16 protein-coding genes are annotated in these 17,953 nt (G+C 44.2%); 12 read left to right on the top strand and 4 right to left on the bottom strand.

The annotated features are described in order from the left end of the window. Nucleotides 1-116 precede the first annotated feature (116 nt). The 4 genes from ihfB to pyrF all read left to right on the top strand — a co-directional run bounded on the left by ihfB (nt 117) and on the right by pyrF (nt 2,811). Nucleotides 117-401 (top strand): integration host factor subunit beta, encoded by a 285-nt coding sequence (gene ihfB / locus AB4138_RS01795; RefSeq protein ID WP_017060238.1) that lies wholly within the window; start codon nt 117-119, stop codon nt 399-401. 129 nt (nt 402-530) lie between these two features. Further along, nucleotides 531-803 carry a LapA family protein gene (locus AB4138_RS01790; protein WP_372304793.1) on the top strand — a complete coding sequence of 91 codons (273 nt, stop codon included), beginning with the start codon at nt 531-533 and terminating at the stop codon, nt 801-803. A 12-nt stretch (nt 804-815) separates the two neighbouring features. Further along, nucleotides 816-1,991, top strand: a complete 1,176-nt coding sequence (gene lapB / locus AB4138_RS01785) for a lipopolysaccharide assembly protein LapB (protein ID WP_017060240.1) — start codon at nt 816-818, stop codon at nt 1,989-1,991. Between the two features lie 124 nt (nt 1,992-2,115). Beyond that, entirely contained in the window at nt 2,116-2,811 is a 696-nt protein-coding gene (gene pyrF / locus AB4138_RS01780) for an orotidine-5'-phosphate decarboxylase (RefSeq protein ID WP_017060241.1), read from the top strand. A 104-nt stretch (nt 2,812-2,915) separates the two neighbouring features. Here pyrF and miaE read toward each other — a convergent pair whose 3' ends face one another. Next, nucleotides 2,916-3,671: a tRNA isopentenyl-2-thiomethyl-A-37 hydroxylase MiaE gene (gene miaE / locus AB4138_RS01775; protein ID WP_017060242.1), complete on the bottom strand. Its 756-nt coding sequence runs from the start codon at nt 3,669-3,671 to the stop codon at nt 2,916-2,918. 143 nt (nt 3,672-3,814) lie between these two features. Further along, on the bottom strand, nt 3,815-4,579 hold the full coding sequence (locus AB4138_RS01770; protein ID WP_017060243.1) for a hypothetical protein: 765 nt from the start codon (nt 4,577-4,579) through the stop codon (nt 3,815-3,817). A gap of 322 nt (nt 4,580-4,901) precedes the next feature. On the opposite strand from AB4138_RS01770, the gene cysB reads away from it, so the two are divergent. Together cysB and AB4138_RS01760 are read left to right on the top strand one after the other, a co-directional pair. Further along, nucleotides 4,902-5,876 carry an HTH-type transcriptional regulator CysB gene (cysB, locus tag AB4138_RS01765; protein ID WP_017060244.1) on the top strand — a complete coding sequence of 325 codons (975 nt, stop codon included), beginning with the start codon at nt 4,902-4,904 and terminating at the stop codon, nt 5,874-5,876. A 140-nt stretch (nt 5,877-6,016) separates the two neighbouring features. After that, entirely contained in the window at nt 6,017-7,219 is a 1,203-nt protein-coding gene (locus AB4138_RS01760; protein WP_372304791.1) for a methyltransferase, read from the top strand. Between the two features lie 155 nt (nt 7,220-7,374). On the opposite strand, the gene ald is transcribed toward AB4138_RS01760, so the two are convergent. Next, complete coding sequence (gene ald / locus AB4138_RS01755) at nt 7,375-8,499, bottom strand: alanine dehydrogenase (protein WP_017060246.1); 1,125 nt, start codon at nt 8,497-8,499, stop codon at nt 7,375-7,377. 156 nt (nt 8,500-8,655) lie between these two features. Between ald and lrp the strand changes: the two genes are divergently transcribed. The 6 genes from lrp to AB4138_RS01725 all read left to right on the top strand — a co-directional run bounded on the left by lrp (nt 8,656) and on the right by AB4138_RS01725 (nt 16,520). Next, nucleotides 8,656-9,150: a leucine-responsive transcriptional regulator Lrp gene (gene lrp, locus AB4138_RS01750; protein WP_004734558.1), complete on the top strand. Its 495-nt coding sequence runs from the start codon at nt 8,656-8,658 to the stop codon at nt 9,148-9,150. 163 nt (nt 9,151-9,313) lie between these two features. Continuing rightward, nucleotides 9,314-12,490, top strand: coding sequence for a DNA translocase FtsK 4TM domain-containing protein (locus AB4138_RS01745; protein WP_372304788.1), 3,177 nt, complete (start codon nt 9,314-9,316; stop codon nt 12,488-12,490). Between the two features lie 75 nt (nt 12,491-12,565). Continuing rightward, complete coding sequence (gene lolA / locus AB4138_RS01740) at nt 12,566-13,162, top strand: outer membrane lipoprotein chaperone LolA (RefSeq protein WP_017060248.1); 597 nt, start codon at nt 12,566-12,568, stop codon at nt 13,160-13,162. 64 nt (nt 13,163-13,226) lie between these two features. Continuing rightward, nucleotides 13,227-14,582: a replication-associated recombination protein A gene (locus tag AB4138_RS01735; RefSeq protein ID WP_017060249.1), complete on the top strand. Its 1,356-nt coding sequence runs from the start codon at nt 13,227-13,229 to the stop codon at nt 14,580-14,582. Nucleotides 14,583-14,724: 142 nt separating this feature from the next. Next, nucleotides 14,725-16,032: a serine--tRNA ligase gene (serS, locus tag AB4138_RS01730; RefSeq protein WP_004741995.1), complete on the top strand. Its 1,308-nt coding sequence runs from the start codon at nt 14,725-14,727 to the stop codon at nt 16,030-16,032. A 221-nt stretch (nt 16,033-16,253) separates the two neighbouring features. Further along, nucleotides 16,254-16,520: a DksA/TraR family C4-type zinc finger protein gene (locus AB4138_RS01725; RefSeq protein WP_017060251.1), complete on the top strand. Its 267-nt coding sequence runs from the start codon at nt 16,254-16,256 to the stop codon at nt 16,518-16,520. 124 nt (nt 16,521-16,644) lie between these two features. Here AB4138_RS01725 and bioA read toward each other — a convergent pair whose 3' ends face one another. Next, nucleotides 16,645-17,922, bottom strand: a complete 1,278-nt coding sequence (bioA, locus tag AB4138_RS01720; RefSeq protein ID WP_372304785.1) for an adenosylmethionine--8-amino-7-oxononanoate transaminase — start codon at nt 17,920-17,922, stop codon at nt 16,645-16,647. Between the last annotated feature and the right edge of the window lie 31 nt (nt 17,923-17,953).

Raw genomic sequence — 17,953 nt, 5'->3', positions numbered from 1 at the left:
TCTCATTAAGAGAATTATAGCTATCTAGCCAAGAAAGGAGCCGTAAGGCTCCTTTTTTTTTGCTTATTTTTCCGATAGGTCTATAATTTCTAAAAAGAAAACCAACGAGGGTAACTATGACTAAGTCTGAATTGATTGAGAGACTGTGCGCTGAGCAAACGCATCTTTCTGCAAAAGAAATTGAAGACGCTGTAAAAGACATTTTAGAGCATATGGCTTCAACACTAGAAAGTGGTGATCGAATCGAAATTCGCGGTTTTGGCAGCTTTTCTCTGCATTATCGTGAGCCTCGTGTTGGACGTAACCCAAAGACTGGTGACAAGGTTGAGTTAGAAGGTAAATACGTTCCTCACTTCAAACCAGGTAAAGAGCTGCGTGAACGAGTAAACTCAGGAATGTAGCCTACTTATCGGAATTAAGAAAAGCGGCATACTATAATGTATGCCGCTTTTTTATGACCATAATATGGTGGTCTGATTAGTAATTTTCCTGCATAATCGTACAGCTAACCAACCAATGAGTGATGAACTATGAAAATTATAAAAATAGTCGCCGTTATCGCACTTTTCCTAATTGCACTGGCTTTAGGCTCTCAAAACCAAACAACTGTGAATTTCAACTATCTGCTAGCGCAAGGTGACTTCCACCTATCAAGTTTATTAGGTGTTGTATTCGTTTCAGGCTTCGCCCTTGCTTGGTTAGTCTTTGGTAATATGCACATGCGGTCTCAGCTAAAAATTCATCGCTTGAAGAAGCAACTCAATAAGCAATCAAAGCAGGTCCCTGCTGATACTCAAGCTTAAAGGCTATATTTGATGTTAGAGTTACTGTTCTTACTTTTGCCCATCGCAGCCGCTTATGGCTGGTATATGGGTAATCGTAACGCTCAGCAAGAAAAACAAAAGCAATCACACCAGATCTCCCGTCAATACGTGACGGGTTTGAACCTATTACTGTCAGATCAATCTGACAAAGCGGTTGATCACTTTATTGAACTGCTTCAAGTAGACAATGAAACCATCGATACTCACTTGGCTTTGGGCAACTTGTTCCGCTCAAGAGGCGAAGTCGACCGCGCTATTCGTATTCACCAAAATCTCATCTCTCGTTCGGGGCTTACCCTCGATCAGAAAAATCTCGCACTGCAACAATTAGCTAAAGACTACATGGTCTCTGGCTTCCTTGATCGCGCTGAAAAAATCTTTGAACAACTTGTAGAAGAACCTGACCATAAAGAGGGCGCTTTACAGCAGTTGGTGGCTATTTATCAGCAGACCCGTGAGTGGAACAAGGCTATCCATTACGGAAATATCTTAGTTAAGCTCGGCAAGAAAAAAATGAAGATGCGTGCCACAGTCGCGCATTTCTGGTGTGAGCTTGCAATGCAAGAACAAGCCGATGGTAATCGTTCTAAAGCGCTTCAGCATTTTAAGAAGGCGCTTTCTGAAGACCCTAAATGTGTTCGCGCAAGTATCGCACTAGGGAAGTTCCACTTAGCGAACGAAGATTACCAAAAGACAATTGATTGTCTTGAATCGGTACTTGAACAAGATATCGATTTTATCAGTGAGGTGTTGCCAACCCTTGCTGAGTGTTACCACAAGCTTGGACAAGAAGCTCAATTGGTCGAGTTCCTCAAAGCGTGTATTCAGAAGAAAGCCGGTGTATCTGCCGAACTGATGCTGGCGCAATTGGTTGCTCACCATGAAGATGTAGGCTCTGCTCAAGAGTTACTGACAAAGCAGCTTGTTAAAAATCCAACCATGAAAGGTTTTTATCGATTAATCGATTACCACCTAGCGGAAGCAGAAGAAGGCCGAGCAAAAGACAGCTTAACCACACTTCAATCTATGGTTGGTGAACAGCTTAAGGTTAAGCCTCATTACCGTTGTCGTCAGTGTGGTTTCTCGACACACTCTTTGTATTGGCACTGCCCTTCATGTAAAGGGTGGGGGACGATCAAGCCTATTCGTGGGCTTGATGGTGAATAGATTTGTGGTCACTTTAAGACCAAATTATTAATTGCAGCTTTCGGGCTGCATTTTTATGACTGTTATTTATCACCTGCTTAGGTGATTAGAAATTTTTAGAAAGTTAACTGCGTTAGGAGATGAAATGAACGACCAAAAAATCATTGTAGCCTTGGATTATGATAATCAAGCGGATGCGTTAGCCTTTGTCGATCGAATTGACCCAGCATCTTGCCGCCTAAAAGTGGGCAAAGAGATGTTTACCCTGTTTGGCCCTGAATTTGTTCGTGAATTACATAAGCGTGGTTTCTCAGTATTTTTAGACCTTAAATTCCACGACATCCCGAACACATGTTCAAAAGCAGTCCGTGCTGCCGCTGAACTGGGTGTTTGGATGGTGAACGTACACGCAAGTGGCGGTGAGCGTATGATGACGGCTTCTCGCGAAATCTTAGAACCTTATGGCAAAGATCGTCCACTGTTAATCGGTGTAACGGTACTCACCAGTATGGAGCAATCTGACTTAGCGGGTATCGGTCTGGATCTTGAACCACAACAACACGTGATGCGCTTGGCTTCTCTAACGAAAAACTCTGGCTTAGACGGTGTTGTATGTTCTGCACAAGAGGCTTCTTTGCTTAAAGGTGCACTTGGTCAAGAGTTCAAGCTAGTTACTCCAGGTATTCGTCCTGTCGGCGCAGATGTTGGTGACCAGAAGCGCATCATGACGCCTTCTAAAGCGATTGAATCAGGTTCAGACTACCTTGTTATTGGTCGTCCGATTACGCAAGCGATAGACCCTGCTGCTGTACTTGCAGAGATCAACGGTACGCTTGCTTAAGTCTATATTTGGATTGAGATATAAATAAAGAAGGCCAGCAAATTGCTGGCCTTAATTTTTTAGTCTGGATTAGTCTAAACTGGACTGAATGTTCTGTGTGGAGCCTAAACCGGAGCACCACTATGGAATTTGAAGTCGCTGTCTTCTGAAGTGATAAGATCAGCTTCTACTTGAGCAAAATGCGAAATACGCTCTGAAATATCTTTCCCTGCGATCTGCTCTGCTAGCTCAAGGTAATCTTGGTAGTGGCGAGCTTCTGAACGAAGTAGAGACACGTAAAACTTCTCCATGTCTTCTTCCAAGAAAGGAGCCAATTTAGCGAAGCGCTCACAAGAGCGAGCTTCAATAAACGCACCGATGATAAGCTTATCAACCAGAGCATCAGGCTCGTAAGTCTTAACTTGTTTGATCAAGCCCTTAGCGTAACGACCCGCCTCGATTGGCTGGTAAGTCACGCCTTTCTTCTCCATCAACTCCATGACTTGGTAGAAGTGATGCAGCTCTTCTTTGATCAGTAAAACCATCTTATCGATTAGGTCAGCACCGTAATTACAGCCTTCTTTCGCTGTGATTTGCTTGGATACGTTGCTTTTACCACGCAGAGACTCTAAGTCTCCGATACGACGGTAAGCAAATTGCTCGTATGGCAAAATCCATTCATTCAGTTGCTTCGCGCTTTCTTTATCGACGGCGTACTTGCGAATAAGGAATAAAGCACTCTGTGCCGCCTTAAGTTCACACAGCATGTGATCGCGTAGAATGATGTGAAGATTTTCTGGCTTTTTGGCTTCATCTATCCATGAATCTGGCGTTTCGGCTTTAAGAAAAGAGTGGATTGGAGCGAGTAATTCTTGATACATGGTCAGGGAAAGTTTGTTGATAATGCGGGGATTTTATCACAGCTCAAGAGATCTCCCTATACAGAGAAAGGAAATTCAACAGCTACAAAAAAGGCCGCCTATTTAATGTAAATAAGGCGGCCTTTAAGTGTTGAGTTAGACTGTTACCATTTCTTCTTCTGACCGAAGAGGGCATCCATATCGTCTTCTCGTTCTTTAGATTCCATCTGCTGCAAATCTTGAGCGTTTTTGTCTTGGCGTTTCTGGTCAAGCTCGTTAAGCATCTGTTGAAGCTTTTCTTTGGCTTGATTAGAGTACGAGTCGTTCTTAGTCGCCAAAGCATCAATACCTTTGCGTAATAGCTGAATCGCTGTTCCCGGTTGTCCGCGAGAAATCGAATCGTTTGCACGTTTGATAACATTTTCAATGTTAATACGGATTTGAATTGTTTCTAGGCGAGCATTTTCAACCACATAAGCTTGAGTCTCGAAACGGCCTTTATTGTGCTCGTTGCGCACCGTATCACGCAGGCGTTTAACTAACTTAAGCATCATGATCGCTTGCTTGTCACTACTTGGTACGCGGAAAGCGGTACTCTCGCCACCTTTGTAGTTCTCTTTTAGCTGAGTGATTTGTTGTTTTACGCTTTCAATGCGTTGGGCAAGCTGCTTATTTTTTGGATCGAGTTGATACATGTTTTCTAATGCATCAAGAATTCGATTGTTTAAGCATACAAGAAGATCTTGGCTAAACGGCATGTGATGAGCGTTGCCAATCAGTTCTTCTGTACCGTCAATAATGGTTAGATAACGAGAAGCTTCCTGTTTCTTCGCTGTTTCTACCTTAACTTTATATTGAAGCATGATGTTGTAGCCTAAAACTAACACCAAAAGAACGGCTACTAAGACGATTATTAAACCAATATTCATATATTTGAGTCTGCTTATTATTTTCTATAGCTAACTGGAGAGGATACACGATTCCATTGTGTATCGGCACTCGTAAATTGCAATTTCTGATTATCTCTTGTTGAGCGAAATCGGCAATCAAAACTTACCAACTAATGTATGAGAATGAGGGTTGGGTTGCAAAGCGTTAGTGATGTTTTTGTTTGTTAAGCTAGAAAAACTCAATTTTCCTGTCATTTTTGTGTTCGAAGCGTTATAACTATTAATTATATTACACGCGACTATAACGCTCTCTTTGCAAATAAGTTAGCACAGAAATGAGTAAAGGATTACGAGGTTAGATATGAAGTTACAGCAACTGAAGTACATTGTTGAGGTTGTAAACCATAACCTAAATGTTTCAGCTACAGCAGAGAGTTTGTACACATCTCAGCCTGGCATTAGTAAGCAAGTTAGATTACTTGAAGACGAACTAGGCATTCAGATTTTTGAGCGTAGCGGCAAGCATCTAACGCAGGTTACCCAAGCGGGTGAGGATATCATTCGTATCTCTCAAGAGATTTTGGCGCGCGTTGAAAGCATTAAAGCGGTAGCGGGTGAACACACACATCCAGAGATGGGTACATTGAATATTTCAACGACTCATACTCAAGCTCGTTATGCACTGCCTGATGTGATTAAAGGTTTCACGGCGCGCTATCCAAAAGTATCGCTTCACATGCACCAAGGTACGCCAAGCCAAATGTCAGAAGCCGTCGCTAAAGGTACAGCGAATTTTGCGATTGCAACGGAAGCGCTACACCTTTACCAAGATGCGATTATGCTGCCTTGTTACCACTGGAACCGTTCGATCGTCGTGACCAAAGATCACCCTCTGGCACAGAAGCGTAATATCACGATCGAAGATCTTGCGGCTTACTCTCTCGTGACTTATGTATTTGGTTTCACTGGCCGTTCTGAGCTTGATACCGCGTTTAACAAAGTAGGTTTAACACCGCGTGTTGTGTTTACTGCGACCGATGCAGACGTAATTAAAACCTACGTTCGTATGGGCATTGGTGTTGGTGTAATTGCAAGTATGGCTATTGACCACGAGCAAGATACTGATTTGGTTGCGATTGATGCGAGCCATCTATTTGGTGCGAGCACAACCAGCATTGGTTTTAGAAAAGGCACCTTCTTGCGTTCTTACATGTTTGATTTCATGGAGCGTTTTGCACCGCACTTAACTCGCCCTGTGGTTGAGCAAGCTATTTCTTTGAAATCGAATGAAGAGATCGAAGAGATGTTTAAAGATATCGAGCTGCCAGTTCGTTAATCTCGTCGTGTAAATCTAGATTCTTATTCGGCCTGTATTTGCAGGCCGTTTTTCTTTTGGGCTTTTAGTTTTCGTTTTCTTTATCGAGCCTTTCCATTTCGACCTCTTACCCCTACAATCCACGCATCATAGGGGGAAGCATGCATTCACGATTTAAAATACTCGATTCATTTTTGCTAGAGCACCAGATTTACTGGCGTTCAGAGCCTTTTCACCTATGCCAAACTCAACAGCAGCCGTGGAAAGAGGTCAATCGTCCACTCGTTGATTGGTTAGAAAGCTTAGATAATGAAAGCATTCAAACCTTAAAAGAGCAGCCTCAGCTTTTGATTGAGGAACTGACTCGTTTCCTACCTGAATTAGAAACTGCTACCCAAAACATCCAGTTCGATAACACTGCTTTGGTTGGTTTAGACCTCCCACGTGGTACTGCTGATGGTATTCCTGGTCGAAAGCTACATCAAATTGTCGCAATGGGCGAGGCTGCATTAGGCCATCACCATGGCAAAGAGTGGCTCGAATGGTGTTCTGGTAAAGGCTTTCTTGGTCGAATCCTATCTCAGCAATCGGATCAAAAAGTCACTAGCTTTGAATGGCAGCAATCGTTATGCGAAAGCGGACAAAAGATTGCGGATGACCAGAAGTTAGCGATGGATTTTGTTCAAGGAGATGCGTTTTTAGACAAGGCCGATGACGTGTTTAATTCGTACCAACATGCCGTGGCCCTTCATGCTTGTGGTGATCTTCATGTTGAGCTAGTTAAAAAGTCAGTGTCACATGGGCTACCAGCGGTCACTATTTCTCCTTGTTGTTATCATCTTATTCGAGACGAAAACTATCAAGCGATGTCTTCTATCGCGAAAAGCTCAGCATTAACGTTAAGTAAGAGCGACTTGAGAATCCCGCTTCAAGAAACCGTTACTGGTGGTGAAAGAGTAAAAAGACATCGTCAACTAGAGATGAGCTATCGTCTAGGCTTCAGCCAGTTGCTTAAGGCTGAACTTAACATTGACGAATACATTCCTGTACCGAGCATCAAAAAATCAGAGTTAGCTGAGGGTTTTGAATCTTTCTGCCGTTGGGCATCTGAAGTGAAAGAGCTATCGCTGGGCTCAGATATTGATTTTGACTCTTATTTGATTCAAGGCGAAGCGCTTTTCTGGGAAATGGAAAAGCTGAGTTTGGTTCAACAAGTCTTTAGACGACCATTAGAGATATGGCTGGCTTTAGATCGCGCTATCTATCTGCAAGAGCAAGGTTATGAAGCTACGATTGAAGAGTTCTGTGAACGCAGTATTACGCCAAGAAATCTATTGATTCATGGGGTTAAAATCGAGCGCTAGTGGTAAACCGTACTGTTACGTGTTTTTACGAACTAAATCCATTAATGCAAAAAAGCCAGCGCGACATAATGTCGTACTGGCTTTTTGTTTAATGTGTATGAGTTAACTAAACGCTTCAACGAGAAGATTATTGCGTTCAGTTAGTCATTACATCATTAGTTAAACATTGCGATTGCTTCTGCTGGGTCTACGTATTCAAGGTCAAAGCTTTCTGCAACTTCTTTACAAGTTACTTTACCGTGAATAACGTTTAGACCTTCTAGGAAGCCTTCATCAGATAGAAGTGCTTCGCGGTAGCCTTTGTTCGCTAGCTTAACAATGTAAGGAAGTGTTGCATTGTTTAGTGCGTAAGTTGAAGTACGAGCAACAGCGCCAGGCATGTTTGCAACACAGTAGTGAACTACGTCATCAACAATGTAAGTTGGGTCTGCGTGAGTGGTTGCGTGAGAAGTCTCGAAACAACCGCCTTGGTCGATTGCAACATCAACAACTGCTGAACCTGGCTTCATCTTAGCGATGTGCTCTTTTGTAACCAATTTTGGAGCTGCTGCGCCAGGAATTAGTACTGCACCAATTACTAGGTCTGCTTCTAGAACATGCTTCTCAATGGCGTCTTCAGTAGAATAAACCACTTTTGCGCGACCTTGGAATTCTTCATCAAGTCGACGCAGTGTATCTACGTTACGGTCAAGAATTGTAACATCAGCGCGAAGGCCTACAGCCATACGTGCTGCGTTAGCACCTACAACACCGCCACCAACAACAACAACTTTTGCTGGTTCAACACCTGGAACGCCACCAAGAAGAAGACCACAACCACCGTTAGATTTCTCTAATGTTTGTGCACCTGCTTGAATAGACATACGACCAGCTACTTCAGACATTGGTGCTAATAGTGGCAAGCGACCCATATTATCTGTTACAGTCTCATAGGCTACGCAGACAGCTTTGCTCTTGATAAGCTCTTCAGTTTGTGGAAAATCTGGTGCAAGGTGTAAATAGGTAAATAATATTTGCCCTTCGCGAAGCATAGCTCGCTCGACAGCTTGAGGTTCTTTAACCTTTACAATCATCTCTGCTTTCGCGAAAACGTCAGCAGCAGTAGGAAGAATGGATGCGCCTACAGCGATGTAATCATCGTCTGAAAAACCGATACCAGTACCGGCATTGGTTTCTACAAAAACTTGGTGGCCGTGTGAGATTAGTTCTCTCACGCTAGCTGGGGTCATACCAACGCGGTATTCGTGGTTCTTGATTTCCTTAGGTACGCCAATGATCATCCTGACTCCTCATTTTATTTTGGTTGTTTTATCTATGTGTAGGGTAATTCTGTCGAATTAATATCTAGTATAGATAGGTTTAGGTAAAATTTGATACTGAATATTAAAAAGTTGTAGTATATTTTTTTGCAAGGAAGTAATAAGGTGGAATAAAAAATGGCAGACAATTATAAGAAGCCGTCCAAGGAACTAGATCGTATTGACCGCAACATTCTTAATGAGTTGCAAAAAGACGGTCGTATCTCAAACGTTGAACTCTCAAAACGAGTAGGACTTTCTCCAACTCCATGTCTTGAACGTGTTCGTCGTTTAGAACGTCAAGGTTACATTACTGGGTACACAGCGTTGCTGAACCCACAGTACCTTGATGCTTCACTTTTAGTGTTTGTTGAAATTACGTTGAACCGTGGTGCGCCAGATGTGTTCGAACAATTCAACACCGCTGTGCAGAAACTGGATGACATCCAAGAGTGTCATTTAGTGTCGGGTGATTTTGACTATCTTCTAAAAACACGTGTATCTGATATGGGTGCTTACCGTAAGCTACTGGGTGATACGTTACTTCGTCTACCGGGCGTAAACGACACTCGAACTTACGTAGTAATGGAAGAAGTGAAACAAACCAATCAACTTGTGATTAAAACTCGTTAGTCACAATTGGTGAAATGAAAGAAAGCGGACATTTGTTCCGCTTTCTTGCTTTCTGGAATTGGGTTTTTCTGTTTGATATGGTTAAATCAACAGTAGTTTCATTGAAACGAGCGGCTTTGGCCGCTCGAGATGTTTTTATCCCGTTTAATTATTAAGTTGGTTTATGTTCAAGCAGAGCAGTAATAAAGTAGAAACAATCATTAAAACGAGTGAAGAGCCTCAGTCTCCTCGTTTGAGTGGTTCTCAACGTCTCAAAGAGTGCAGTCTGATTCTCGGTGTTCTCTTCTCTATTCTACTTGCCGTTGCGTTATTAACTTTTAGTCCTGCAGACCCATCATGGTCGCAAACGGCGTGGGGTGGTGACATTCAAAATGCGGGTGGCTACCTAGGTGCTTGGTTGGCGGATACGCTTTTCTTCGTATTTGGCTCTTTGGCTTACCCTCTGCCTATCTTAGTGACGGTTGCTGCGTGGGTTTTATTCCGCAAACGTAATGAAGACGAGCAGATCGACTTCATGCTGTGGGGCACTCGCTTACTTGGCCTGACTATCCTAATTCTTACGAGTTGTGGTTTAGCGGATATCAACTTTGACGACATCTGGTACTTTTCATCCGGTGGCGTGGTAGGTGACGTTTTAACAAGCCTTGCACTTCCAACGTTGAATATTCTTGGTAGTACGCTGGTTCTTCTTTTCTTATGGGGTGCTGGTTTCACTCTATTAACCGGTATCTCTTGGCTAAGCATTGTGGAATGGTTGGGTGAATGTGCCATCAAATTTTTCACGTCTACTGTTAATAAGGCTCGTGGCCAAGACCAAGAGCTGCTTGAGCCTCAATTAAGAGAATCAGCAGACCGCGATTTAATCGAAGAACGTCATCAGCAGCATCAAGCGCCAACTTACCGCGATGTTCCTGCTATAGAAGGCAACAAAGAATCAACAGAGCATGATCCGCTAGATCCTGCGATGAGTTTTTCTGCGACCAATGAGTCGGCAGACGTGGCGACAAATGCGCGAGACAATGCTGCATCGCCGAAGCGTCATTACAATATTCATATGCCTGTCGATGCTCCTGCGAAACAAGAAGCTCCTGTTCATGAAGAACCTCAGGTTCAGCCTCAAGCGGTAATTGAGTCAGAGCAAACGATCCCTGCAGCAGCTGTTTACCAAGCGCCAGAAGAACCGCTAGAAGAAGGTATTGAGCGCTCTAAACAGTTGAATGCAACGATAGAGCAGCTAGAAAATGCGGCCATGTATGAAGATGACCTAGCAGAACAAGATCAGGTTGACGCGCATGATTCTCAGGTTGCTTACCAACAATACATGCAGAACGAACAACCAGAAGTTGGCCCTGCTCATGCTGACCTTAGAAGTGCTGAACCAGAATTAGATAGCTCACCACAAGTAAATGGCGAATTTGGTTCTGAAGATGTTCAACCTGAATCTTTATACGCTTCACCTATGGGCGAGCCAGAAGCAACCGTGGAAGACGATTTCTCTGCACAACCTTCACCGTTTGATGTTACGGAAGAGCAAAGCTACCAACAGGGCTCAGAGCTTGAATCAGAACAGGCTGAAGCTGAATTAGCTGACGCAGCATTAATCGAAGAACAGTTTGAACCTTTCCCTTATCAAGAAGAACATTCAGAACCTGAACAGCCAACAGCACAAAACCTAGAGCCAACTGTTGATCTTCCTTGGGAAGAAGTAACGGAAGAAGAACCTGCGCATCAAGATCAAGATCAAGATGTCGCCGCATTCCAAAGCATTGTTTCTGAAGCCCAAGCGAATATGGCAGCGGCGCAGAATCCGTTCTTGGTTCAACAAGATGTTAATTTACCTAAGCCTGCTGAGCCATTACCCACGCTTGAATTGTTATTCCACCCTGAAAAGCGTGAAACCTTTATTGACCGTGATGCGCTAGAGGCAATTGCTCGTCTTGTTGAATCTAAGCTAGCGGACTACAAGATCAAAGCAGACGTTGTCGACATTTTCCCAGGTCCAGTAATCACTCGATTCGAACTTGATCTGGCTCCAGGTGTGAAAGTAAGCCGTATTTCTGGCCTTTCTATGGACTTAGCGCGTTCGCTCTCTGCATTGGCAGTACGTGTCGTAGAAGTGATTCCGGGTAAACCTTATGTTGGCTTAGAACTGCCGAATATGAGTCGCCAAACGGTATTCTTCTCAGACGTGGTTGCTAGCCCTCAGTTCCAAGAAGCGAAATCGCCAACGACAGTGGTTCTAGGACAAGACATCGCTGGTGAAGCCGTTATTGCTGATCTATCGAAAATGCCTCACGTTCTGGTTGCAGGTACAACCGGTTCTGGTAAGTCGGTAGGTGTGAACGTAATGATTCTGAGTATGCTTTACAAAGCATCACCGGAAGATGTTCGCTTCATCATGATCGACCCGAAAATGCTTGAGCTATCGGTTTATGAGGGTATTCCTCATCTATTGTCTGAAGTGGTAACCGACATGAAAGATGCGTCGAACGCCCTTCGTTGGTGTGTTGGCGAGATGGAACGACGTTATAAGCTGATGTCAGCATTAGGCGTTCGTAACATTAAAGGTTACAACGATAAGCTTAAGATGGCAGCGGAAGCGGGTCACCCAATTCACGATCCACTGTGGAAGCCGGGCGACAGCATGGACCCAGAAGCGCCATTGCTTGAGAAACTGCCTTACATTGTGGTTATCGTTGATGAATTTGCCGACCTAATCATGGTGGTTGGTAAGAAGGTTGAAGAACTGATTGCACGTTTGGCACAAAAAGCACGTGCGGCGGGTGTTCACTTGATCCTAGCGACGCAACGTCCATCAGTGGATGTTATTACTGGTCTTATTAAAGCGAACATTCCAACCCGTGTGGCCTTTACGGTATCAACTAAAACGGATTCACGAACTATCCTTGACCAAGGTGGTGCGGAATCACTATTGGGCATGGGTGATATGCTTTACTTGCCTCCTGGTTCTAGCCATACAACTCGTGTTCACGGTGCCTTTGCATCTGATGACGATGTACACGCAGTCGTGAATAACTGGAAAGCGCGTGGTAAGCCAAACTATATTGATGAAATCACCAACGGCGAACAAACCCCAGAAACCTTGCTTCCGGGTGAGAAGATGGAAGGTGATGAAGAGGTCGATCCTCTGTTTGATCAAGTGGTAGAACACGTTGTTCATTCACGTCGTGGCTCAGTTTCAGGCGTACAGCGTCGATTCAAGATTGGCTACAACCGTGCTGCACGTATTGTCGAGCAACTTGAAGCTCAAGGTATCGTAAGTGCTCCAGGTCATAACGGTAACCGAGAAGTCTTAGCACCAGCGCCACCAAAAGATTAGTTCCGGTAGGAACTCATAACTATTCAGTCGGTCAAATCGAAAATATGACCGACTTATGTTCTAACAGGATTATTGATGAAAAAAGTATTCGCACTTTTATTTATGAGCTTCTCAGTGTTTGCTTCTCCGAAAGAAGAGTTGAGTAGCCGCTTGGCATTAAACGCAGGCTTCAGCGCTGACTTTAAACAAGTCGTGACCAGCCCTGATGGTGATGTTGTTATGGAAGGTGAGGGCACGGTAGAGATTGCACGCCCAAGCCTGTTCCGCTGGGAGACCACGTTCCCTGATGAAAACTTGTTGGTATCTGATGGCCAAAGCTTGTGGTACTACAGCCCGTTCATTGAGCAAGTGAGCATTTATTGGCAAGAGCAAGCGACATCACAGACACCTTTTGTCCTGCTTACACGTAACCAAGAAAGTGATTGGGATAACTATAATGTGGCGCAAACGGGTAACCAATTCACGCTAACGCCAACTGCTGTCGATTCTAATCAGGGCGACTTCCAGATTAATATCACCGAAAAGGGCATTGTTCAGGGCTTTAATGTGATTGAACAAGACGGTCAAAAAGGTGAGTTTACCTTTAGCAATGTTGATTTGGGTAAACCTGCAGCAGACCGCTTTACTTTTGTGGCACCGGAAGGTGTCGAGGTCGACGACCAAAGAAACTGATCTAAACAAGCAGATCGTTTGGTAGTACGTCGATAGGCATTAATGCCATCAACGAATCAAGAGATTGCAATTGAGTAATTACAGCTTAGATTTTGCGGGGGACGAAGATTTTCGTCCCCTTGCTGCTCGTATGAGACCGGAAACTGTCGAACAGTACATCGGTCAGCAGCATATATTAGGCCCAGGTAAACCACTTCGCAGAGCGTTGGAAGCGGGCCATATCCACTCGATGATTTTGTGGGGGCCTCCGGGCACCGGTAAAACGACGTTAGCCGAAGTTGCAGCAAACTATGCGAATGCTGAAGTGGAACGCGTATCGGCGGTAACCTCGGGCGTAAAAGACATTCGTATTGCAATTGAAAAAGCGCGCGAGAACAAGCAAGCAGGGCGCAGAACCATCCTGTTTGTGGACGAAGTCCATCGCTTTAACAAAAGTCAGCAAGATGCTTTTCTGCCTCATATCGAAGATGGCACCGTGACCTTTATTGGTGCGACGACAGAAAACCCATCTTTTGAACTGAACAACGCTTTGTTGTCACGTGCGCGTGTCTACAAACTGACGTCCCTGAACACAGATGATATTTCTCTTGTCATTCGCCAAGCGATTGAAGATAAGCAACGTGGGTTAGGTGATGTGCCTGTTGATTTTGCTGATAATGTTTTAGATCGCCTTGCAGAACTGGTTAACGGCGACGCGCGTATGTCGCTTAACTACCTTGAACTGCTGTATGACATGGCAGAAGACAACGATAAAGGCGAGAAAGCGATAACCTTGCAGTTGTTGGCTGAAGTGGCTGGTGAGAAAGTCGCTCGTTTCGATAACAAGGGTGATATTTGGTACGACCTAATCTCCGCGGTTCATAAGTCAATTCGTGGCTCAAACCCTGATGCGGCCTTGTACTGGTCAGCACGAATGATTGCTGCGGGTTGTGATCCTTTGTATATCGTTAGACGCTTGCTGGCGATTGCTTCTGAAGATATCGGTAACGCTGACCCTCGTGCCATGCAGGTTGCGATGTCAGCTTGGGATTGCTTTACACGCATTGGGCCAGCGGAAGGTGAGCGCGCGATTGCACAGGCAGTTGTTTATTTAGCGTGTGCACCAAAGAGTAATGCGGTTTATACGGCTTGGAAGCAGGCGTTAACCGATGCTCATAACCTTCCTGAGTACGAAGTGCCACATCATTTGCGAAATGCACCAACAACCTTGATGAAGGACATGGGCTACGGACAAGAATACCGTTATGCTCATGACGAACCGGGAGCCTACGCGGCAGGTGAAAAGTACTTGCCTCCTGAAATGGGAGAGAAGCAATACTATTTCCCAACAAAACGAGGCTTAGAGACCAAAATTGGCGAGAAGCTAGATTATCTGGCGGATTTGGACGCAAAAAGCCCACAAAAACGCTATGAAAAGTAGTCTTTTTTGGATATCGTTACCTAGTCATAAAATTTAAATTAAATCGTTATAAATTGGTCGAAATAGCACCAGTTTTAGGGGTTTAGCAGTGATTCAGTAACAAACTACTGAATATTCAAATAACTAAAGCATAGGATTAGCAATGCTGGATTCTAAATTACTTCGAGCTGAGCTGGATGAAACAGCGGCAAAATTAGCACGTCGAGGCTTCGCCCTTGATGTAGAGACAATTCGTGAACTTGAAGAAAAACGTAAGTCCCTTCAGATGAAAACTGAAGAGCTACAAGCGTTACGTAACTCTCGATCGAAGTCCATTGGTCAAGCGAAAGCAAAAGGCGACCATGAAGAAGCTGAGCGTATCCTTGCTGAAGTAGGCAACTTAGGCGCAGAACTAGACCAAGCTAAAGCAGCACTGGCTGAGCTTCAATCTGATCTAGAAACAATCACTATGTCTATTCCAAACCTGCCAGACGAGTCTGTGCCAGAAGGTAAAGACGAAGATGATAACGTTGAAGTTTCTCGTTGGGGTCAACCTAAGACTTACGACTTCGAAGTAAAAGATCACGTTGATCTTGGCGAAATGTCTGGCGGTCTTGATTTTGCTAGCGCAGTAAAAATCTCTGGTTCTCGTTTCATCGTGATGAAAGGCAAATTTGCACGTCTACACCGTGCGATTGCTCAGTTCATGTTGGACCTTCACACTGATGAGCACGGCTACACAGAAATGTACGTACCGTACCTAGTGAACCACGATAGCCTATATGGCACAGGTCAACTTCCTAAGTTTGGCGAAGACTTGTTCCACACAAGCCCGCTAACTGAGCAAGTAAGTGATGTTCCTCTTAAGACGCTATCACTTATCCCTACTGCGGAAGTACCGGTAACGAACATGGTTCGCGATACCATTACAGACGAAGCTGAACTGCCACTTAAGATGACAGCTCACACTCCATGTTTCCGTTCTGAAGCAGGTTCTTACGGTCGTGACACTCGTGGTCTTATCCGTATGCACCAATTCGACAAAGTTGAACTAGTACAAATTACTAAGCCAGAAGACTCTATGGCTGCTCTTGAAGAGCTAACAGGTCACGCTGAGAAAGTACTTCAACTTTTAGAGCTTCCTTACCGTAAAGTGGTTCTATGTACTGGTGACATGGGCTTCGGCGCTGCGAAAACTTACGACTTAGAAGTATGGGTTCCAGCACAAGAGACTTACCGTGAAATCTCATCTTGTTCAAACATGTGGGATTTCCAAGCTCGTCGTATGCAAGCTCGTTTCCGTCGTAAAGGCGAGAAGAAACCTGAACTTGTGCACACACTAAACGGTTCTGGTCTTGCTGTTGGTCGTACTATGGTTGCGATTCTTGAGAACAACCAAGAAGCAGATGGCCGTATTGCTATCCCAGCAGTACTTCAGCCATACATGGGTGGCGTAACGCACATCGGTTAATTAGATTGATTAAGCATTAGGTTACTTATAAAACCCAGCCAACAGGCTGGGTTTTTTATTGCCTATAGAATAGTGCAGTGGCGAGAAATAAATAATTTTTGTTACCTATGTGTAATAGTGTTTTATTGATTTTGATAATTATTACAATCCTTAAATGTGGCTATAATATGCTCTTACCGCGGTAGGTATAGATTTTCTCGTTCAAATACTGAGGAGGGCTTATGGCCGTAGGATGGGCTGGTGACGATAGTGTCAGCCAGCAAATACAAAATACCATTGATGATGAGATCTCTCGTGTAAGAGGAAACCTTCGAGGTGGTGAGGGTTTGCGTTATTGTGATGAGTGTGGTGATGAGATTCCGGAACAAAGACGACGCGCGATCAAAGGCGTTCGTTTGTGTATAGAATGTCAGTCAATATTAGAGCATGACGCACATCGACATTCATTGTTTAACCGTCGAGCAAGTAAAGATAGCCAATTACGTTAAACTGACGGTTACCTTCAAGCAGTTAAGGCCTTACTTTTATGTAAGGCCTTTTAGTTTAATTAAATGATTTATTAATGAAGATATATAGAAATAATCGTCGCTCTTGTTTAGAGCAATAAACGCCTTATTTAAAGCAATGAGTATTTTGTAATGCAGTGTCGATAGCAGCGACCAATTGCTCAATATGTTGTGGTTTGATAATAAACGGAGGCATCATATAAATTAGCTTACCAAACGGACGGATCCAAACGCCTTGCTCTACAAAGTGAGCTTGAATGGCTTCCATATCGACGGGTGTGTGAGTTTCAACGACGGCAATAGCGCCTAACCAACGCACGTCTTTAACCAGTTCATGTTCTCGCAACGGTGGTAACAACTCAGAAAAGAGCTGTTCAATCTGTTGAGTCTGATTTTTCCAATGGCCTTGCTCGATGATGGATAAACTTGCCGCACCGACTGCGCAAGCCAATGGGTTGCCCATAAAGGTTGGCCCATGCATAAAGCAGCCCGCTTCACCGCCACATACCGTGTCAGCAACTTCTTTACTCGCCAGCGTCGCTGACAATGTCATATAACCACCAGTTAAAGCCTTGCCTACGCATAAGATGTCCGGTTGAACATCGGCATGCTCACAAGCGAATAGTTTCCCTGTACGGCCAAACCCGGTCGCAATCTCATCCAAGATCAGCAATACGTTGAATTCATCACACAGTAAGCGAACTTGTTTTAGGAACTCAGGGTGGTAGATGCGCATGCCACCAGCCCCTTGAACGATTGGCTCTAAGATCACCGCTGCGACTTCTTGATGGTGTGCTGCTAGCTTTTCTTTAAAACTATCGATGTCACTTGAGTTCCACTCATCCCAAAAGCCTGTTTTTGGCGAATCAGCGAAAATATGTTCCGGCAAAAAGCCTTTGTAGAGGCTGTGCATCGAATTGTCAGGGTCGGTCACTGACATCGCCGCAAAGGTATCACCGTGGTAGCCATCTCTTAGTGTGAGGAACTTTGAACGAGGTTGTCCTTTAGCGTGCCAATATTGCAATGCCATCTTGAGGCTAACCTCTACGGCAACTGAACCTGAATCGGCCAAAAATACATGCTCAAGATTACTTGGCGCGAGATTCAAAAGCTTCTTACATAGATCGATAGCGGGCTGGTGGGTGATGCCACCAAACATAACGTGTGAAACCTTATCGATTTGACTATGAGCTGCAGCGTTTAGCTCTGGATGATTGTAGCCGTGGATGGTTGACCACCAAGATGACATACCATCAATAATTCGTTTTCCGCCTTCTAATTCTAGGTAAACACCGTCTGCGTTGGTGACTGGGTAGCAGGTCAGAGGTGTTAACGTTGATGTGTAGGGATGCCAGATATGCTGGCGATCAAAGGCGAGATCCATAGTAACTTCCATTCTTGGTGTGATTAAAAAA

This window comes from Vibrio sp. 10N.286.52.C3, assembly GCF_041468865.1.
Lineage (GTDB): Bacteria > Pseudomonadota > Gammaproteobacteria > Enterobacterales > Vibrionaceae > Vibrio > Vibrio crassostreae_C.
This window is presented reverse-complemented; position numbering and strand designations above follow the sequence as displayed.

What these genes read in the sequence shown, in the direction of transcription:
- ihfB (WP_017060238.1), top strand. Translation starts at nt 117, where the DNA reads ATGACTAAGTCTGAATTGATTGAGAGACTGTGCGCTGAGCAAACGCAT.
- AB4138_RS01790 (WP_372304793.1), top strand. Translation starts at nt 531, where the DNA reads ATGAAAATTATAAAAATAGTCGCCGTTATCGCACTTTTCCTAATTGCA.
- lapB (WP_017060240.1), top strand. Translation starts at nt 816, where the DNA reads ATGTTAGAGTTACTGTTCTTACTTTTGCCCATCGCAGCCGCTTATGGC.
- pyrF (WP_017060241.1), top strand. Translation starts at nt 2,116, where the DNA reads ATGAACGACCAAAAAATCATTGTAGCCTTGGATTATGATAATCAAGCG.
- miaE (WP_017060242.1), bottom strand. Translation starts at nt 3,671, where the DNA reads ATGTATCAAGAATTACTCGCTCCAATCCACTCTTTTCTTAAAGCCGAA.
- AB4138_RS01770 (WP_017060243.1), bottom strand. Translation starts at nt 4,579, where the DNA reads ATGAATATTGGTTTAATAATCGTCTTAGTAGCCGTTCTTTTGGTGTTA.
- cysB (WP_017060244.1), top strand. Translation starts at nt 4,902, where the DNA reads ATGAAGTTACAGCAACTGAAGTACATTGTTGAGGTTGTAAACCATAAC.
- AB4138_RS01760 (WP_372304791.1), top strand. Translation starts at nt 6,017, where the DNA reads ATGCATTCACGATTTAAAATACTCGATTCATTTTTGCTAGAGCACCAG.
- ald (WP_017060246.1), bottom strand. Translation starts at nt 8,499, where the DNA reads ATGATCATTGGCGTACCTAAGGAAATCAAGAACCACGAATACCGCGTT.
- lrp (WP_004734558.1), top strand. Translation starts at nt 8,656, where the DNA reads ATGGCAGACAATTATAAGAAGCCGTCCAAGGAACTAGATCGTATTGAC.
- AB4138_RS01745 (WP_372304788.1), top strand. Translation starts at nt 9,314, where the DNA reads ATGTTCAAGCAGAGCAGTAATAAAGTAGAAACAATCATTAAAACGAGT.
- lolA (WP_017060248.1), top strand. Translation starts at nt 12,566, where the DNA reads ATGAAAAAAGTATTCGCACTTTTATTTATGAGCTTCTCAGTGTTTGCT.
- serS (WP_004741995.1), top strand. Translation starts at nt 14,725, where the DNA reads ATGCTGGATTCTAAATTACTTCGAGCTGAGCTGGATGAAACAGCGGCA.
- AB4138_RS01725 (WP_017060251.1), top strand. Translation starts at nt 16,254, where the DNA reads ATGGCCGTAGGATGGGCTGGTGACGATAGTGTCAGCCAGCAAATACAA.
- bioA (WP_372304785.1), bottom strand. Translation starts at nt 17,922, where the DNA reads ATGGATCTCGCCTTTGATCGCCAGCATATCTGGCATCCCTACACATCA.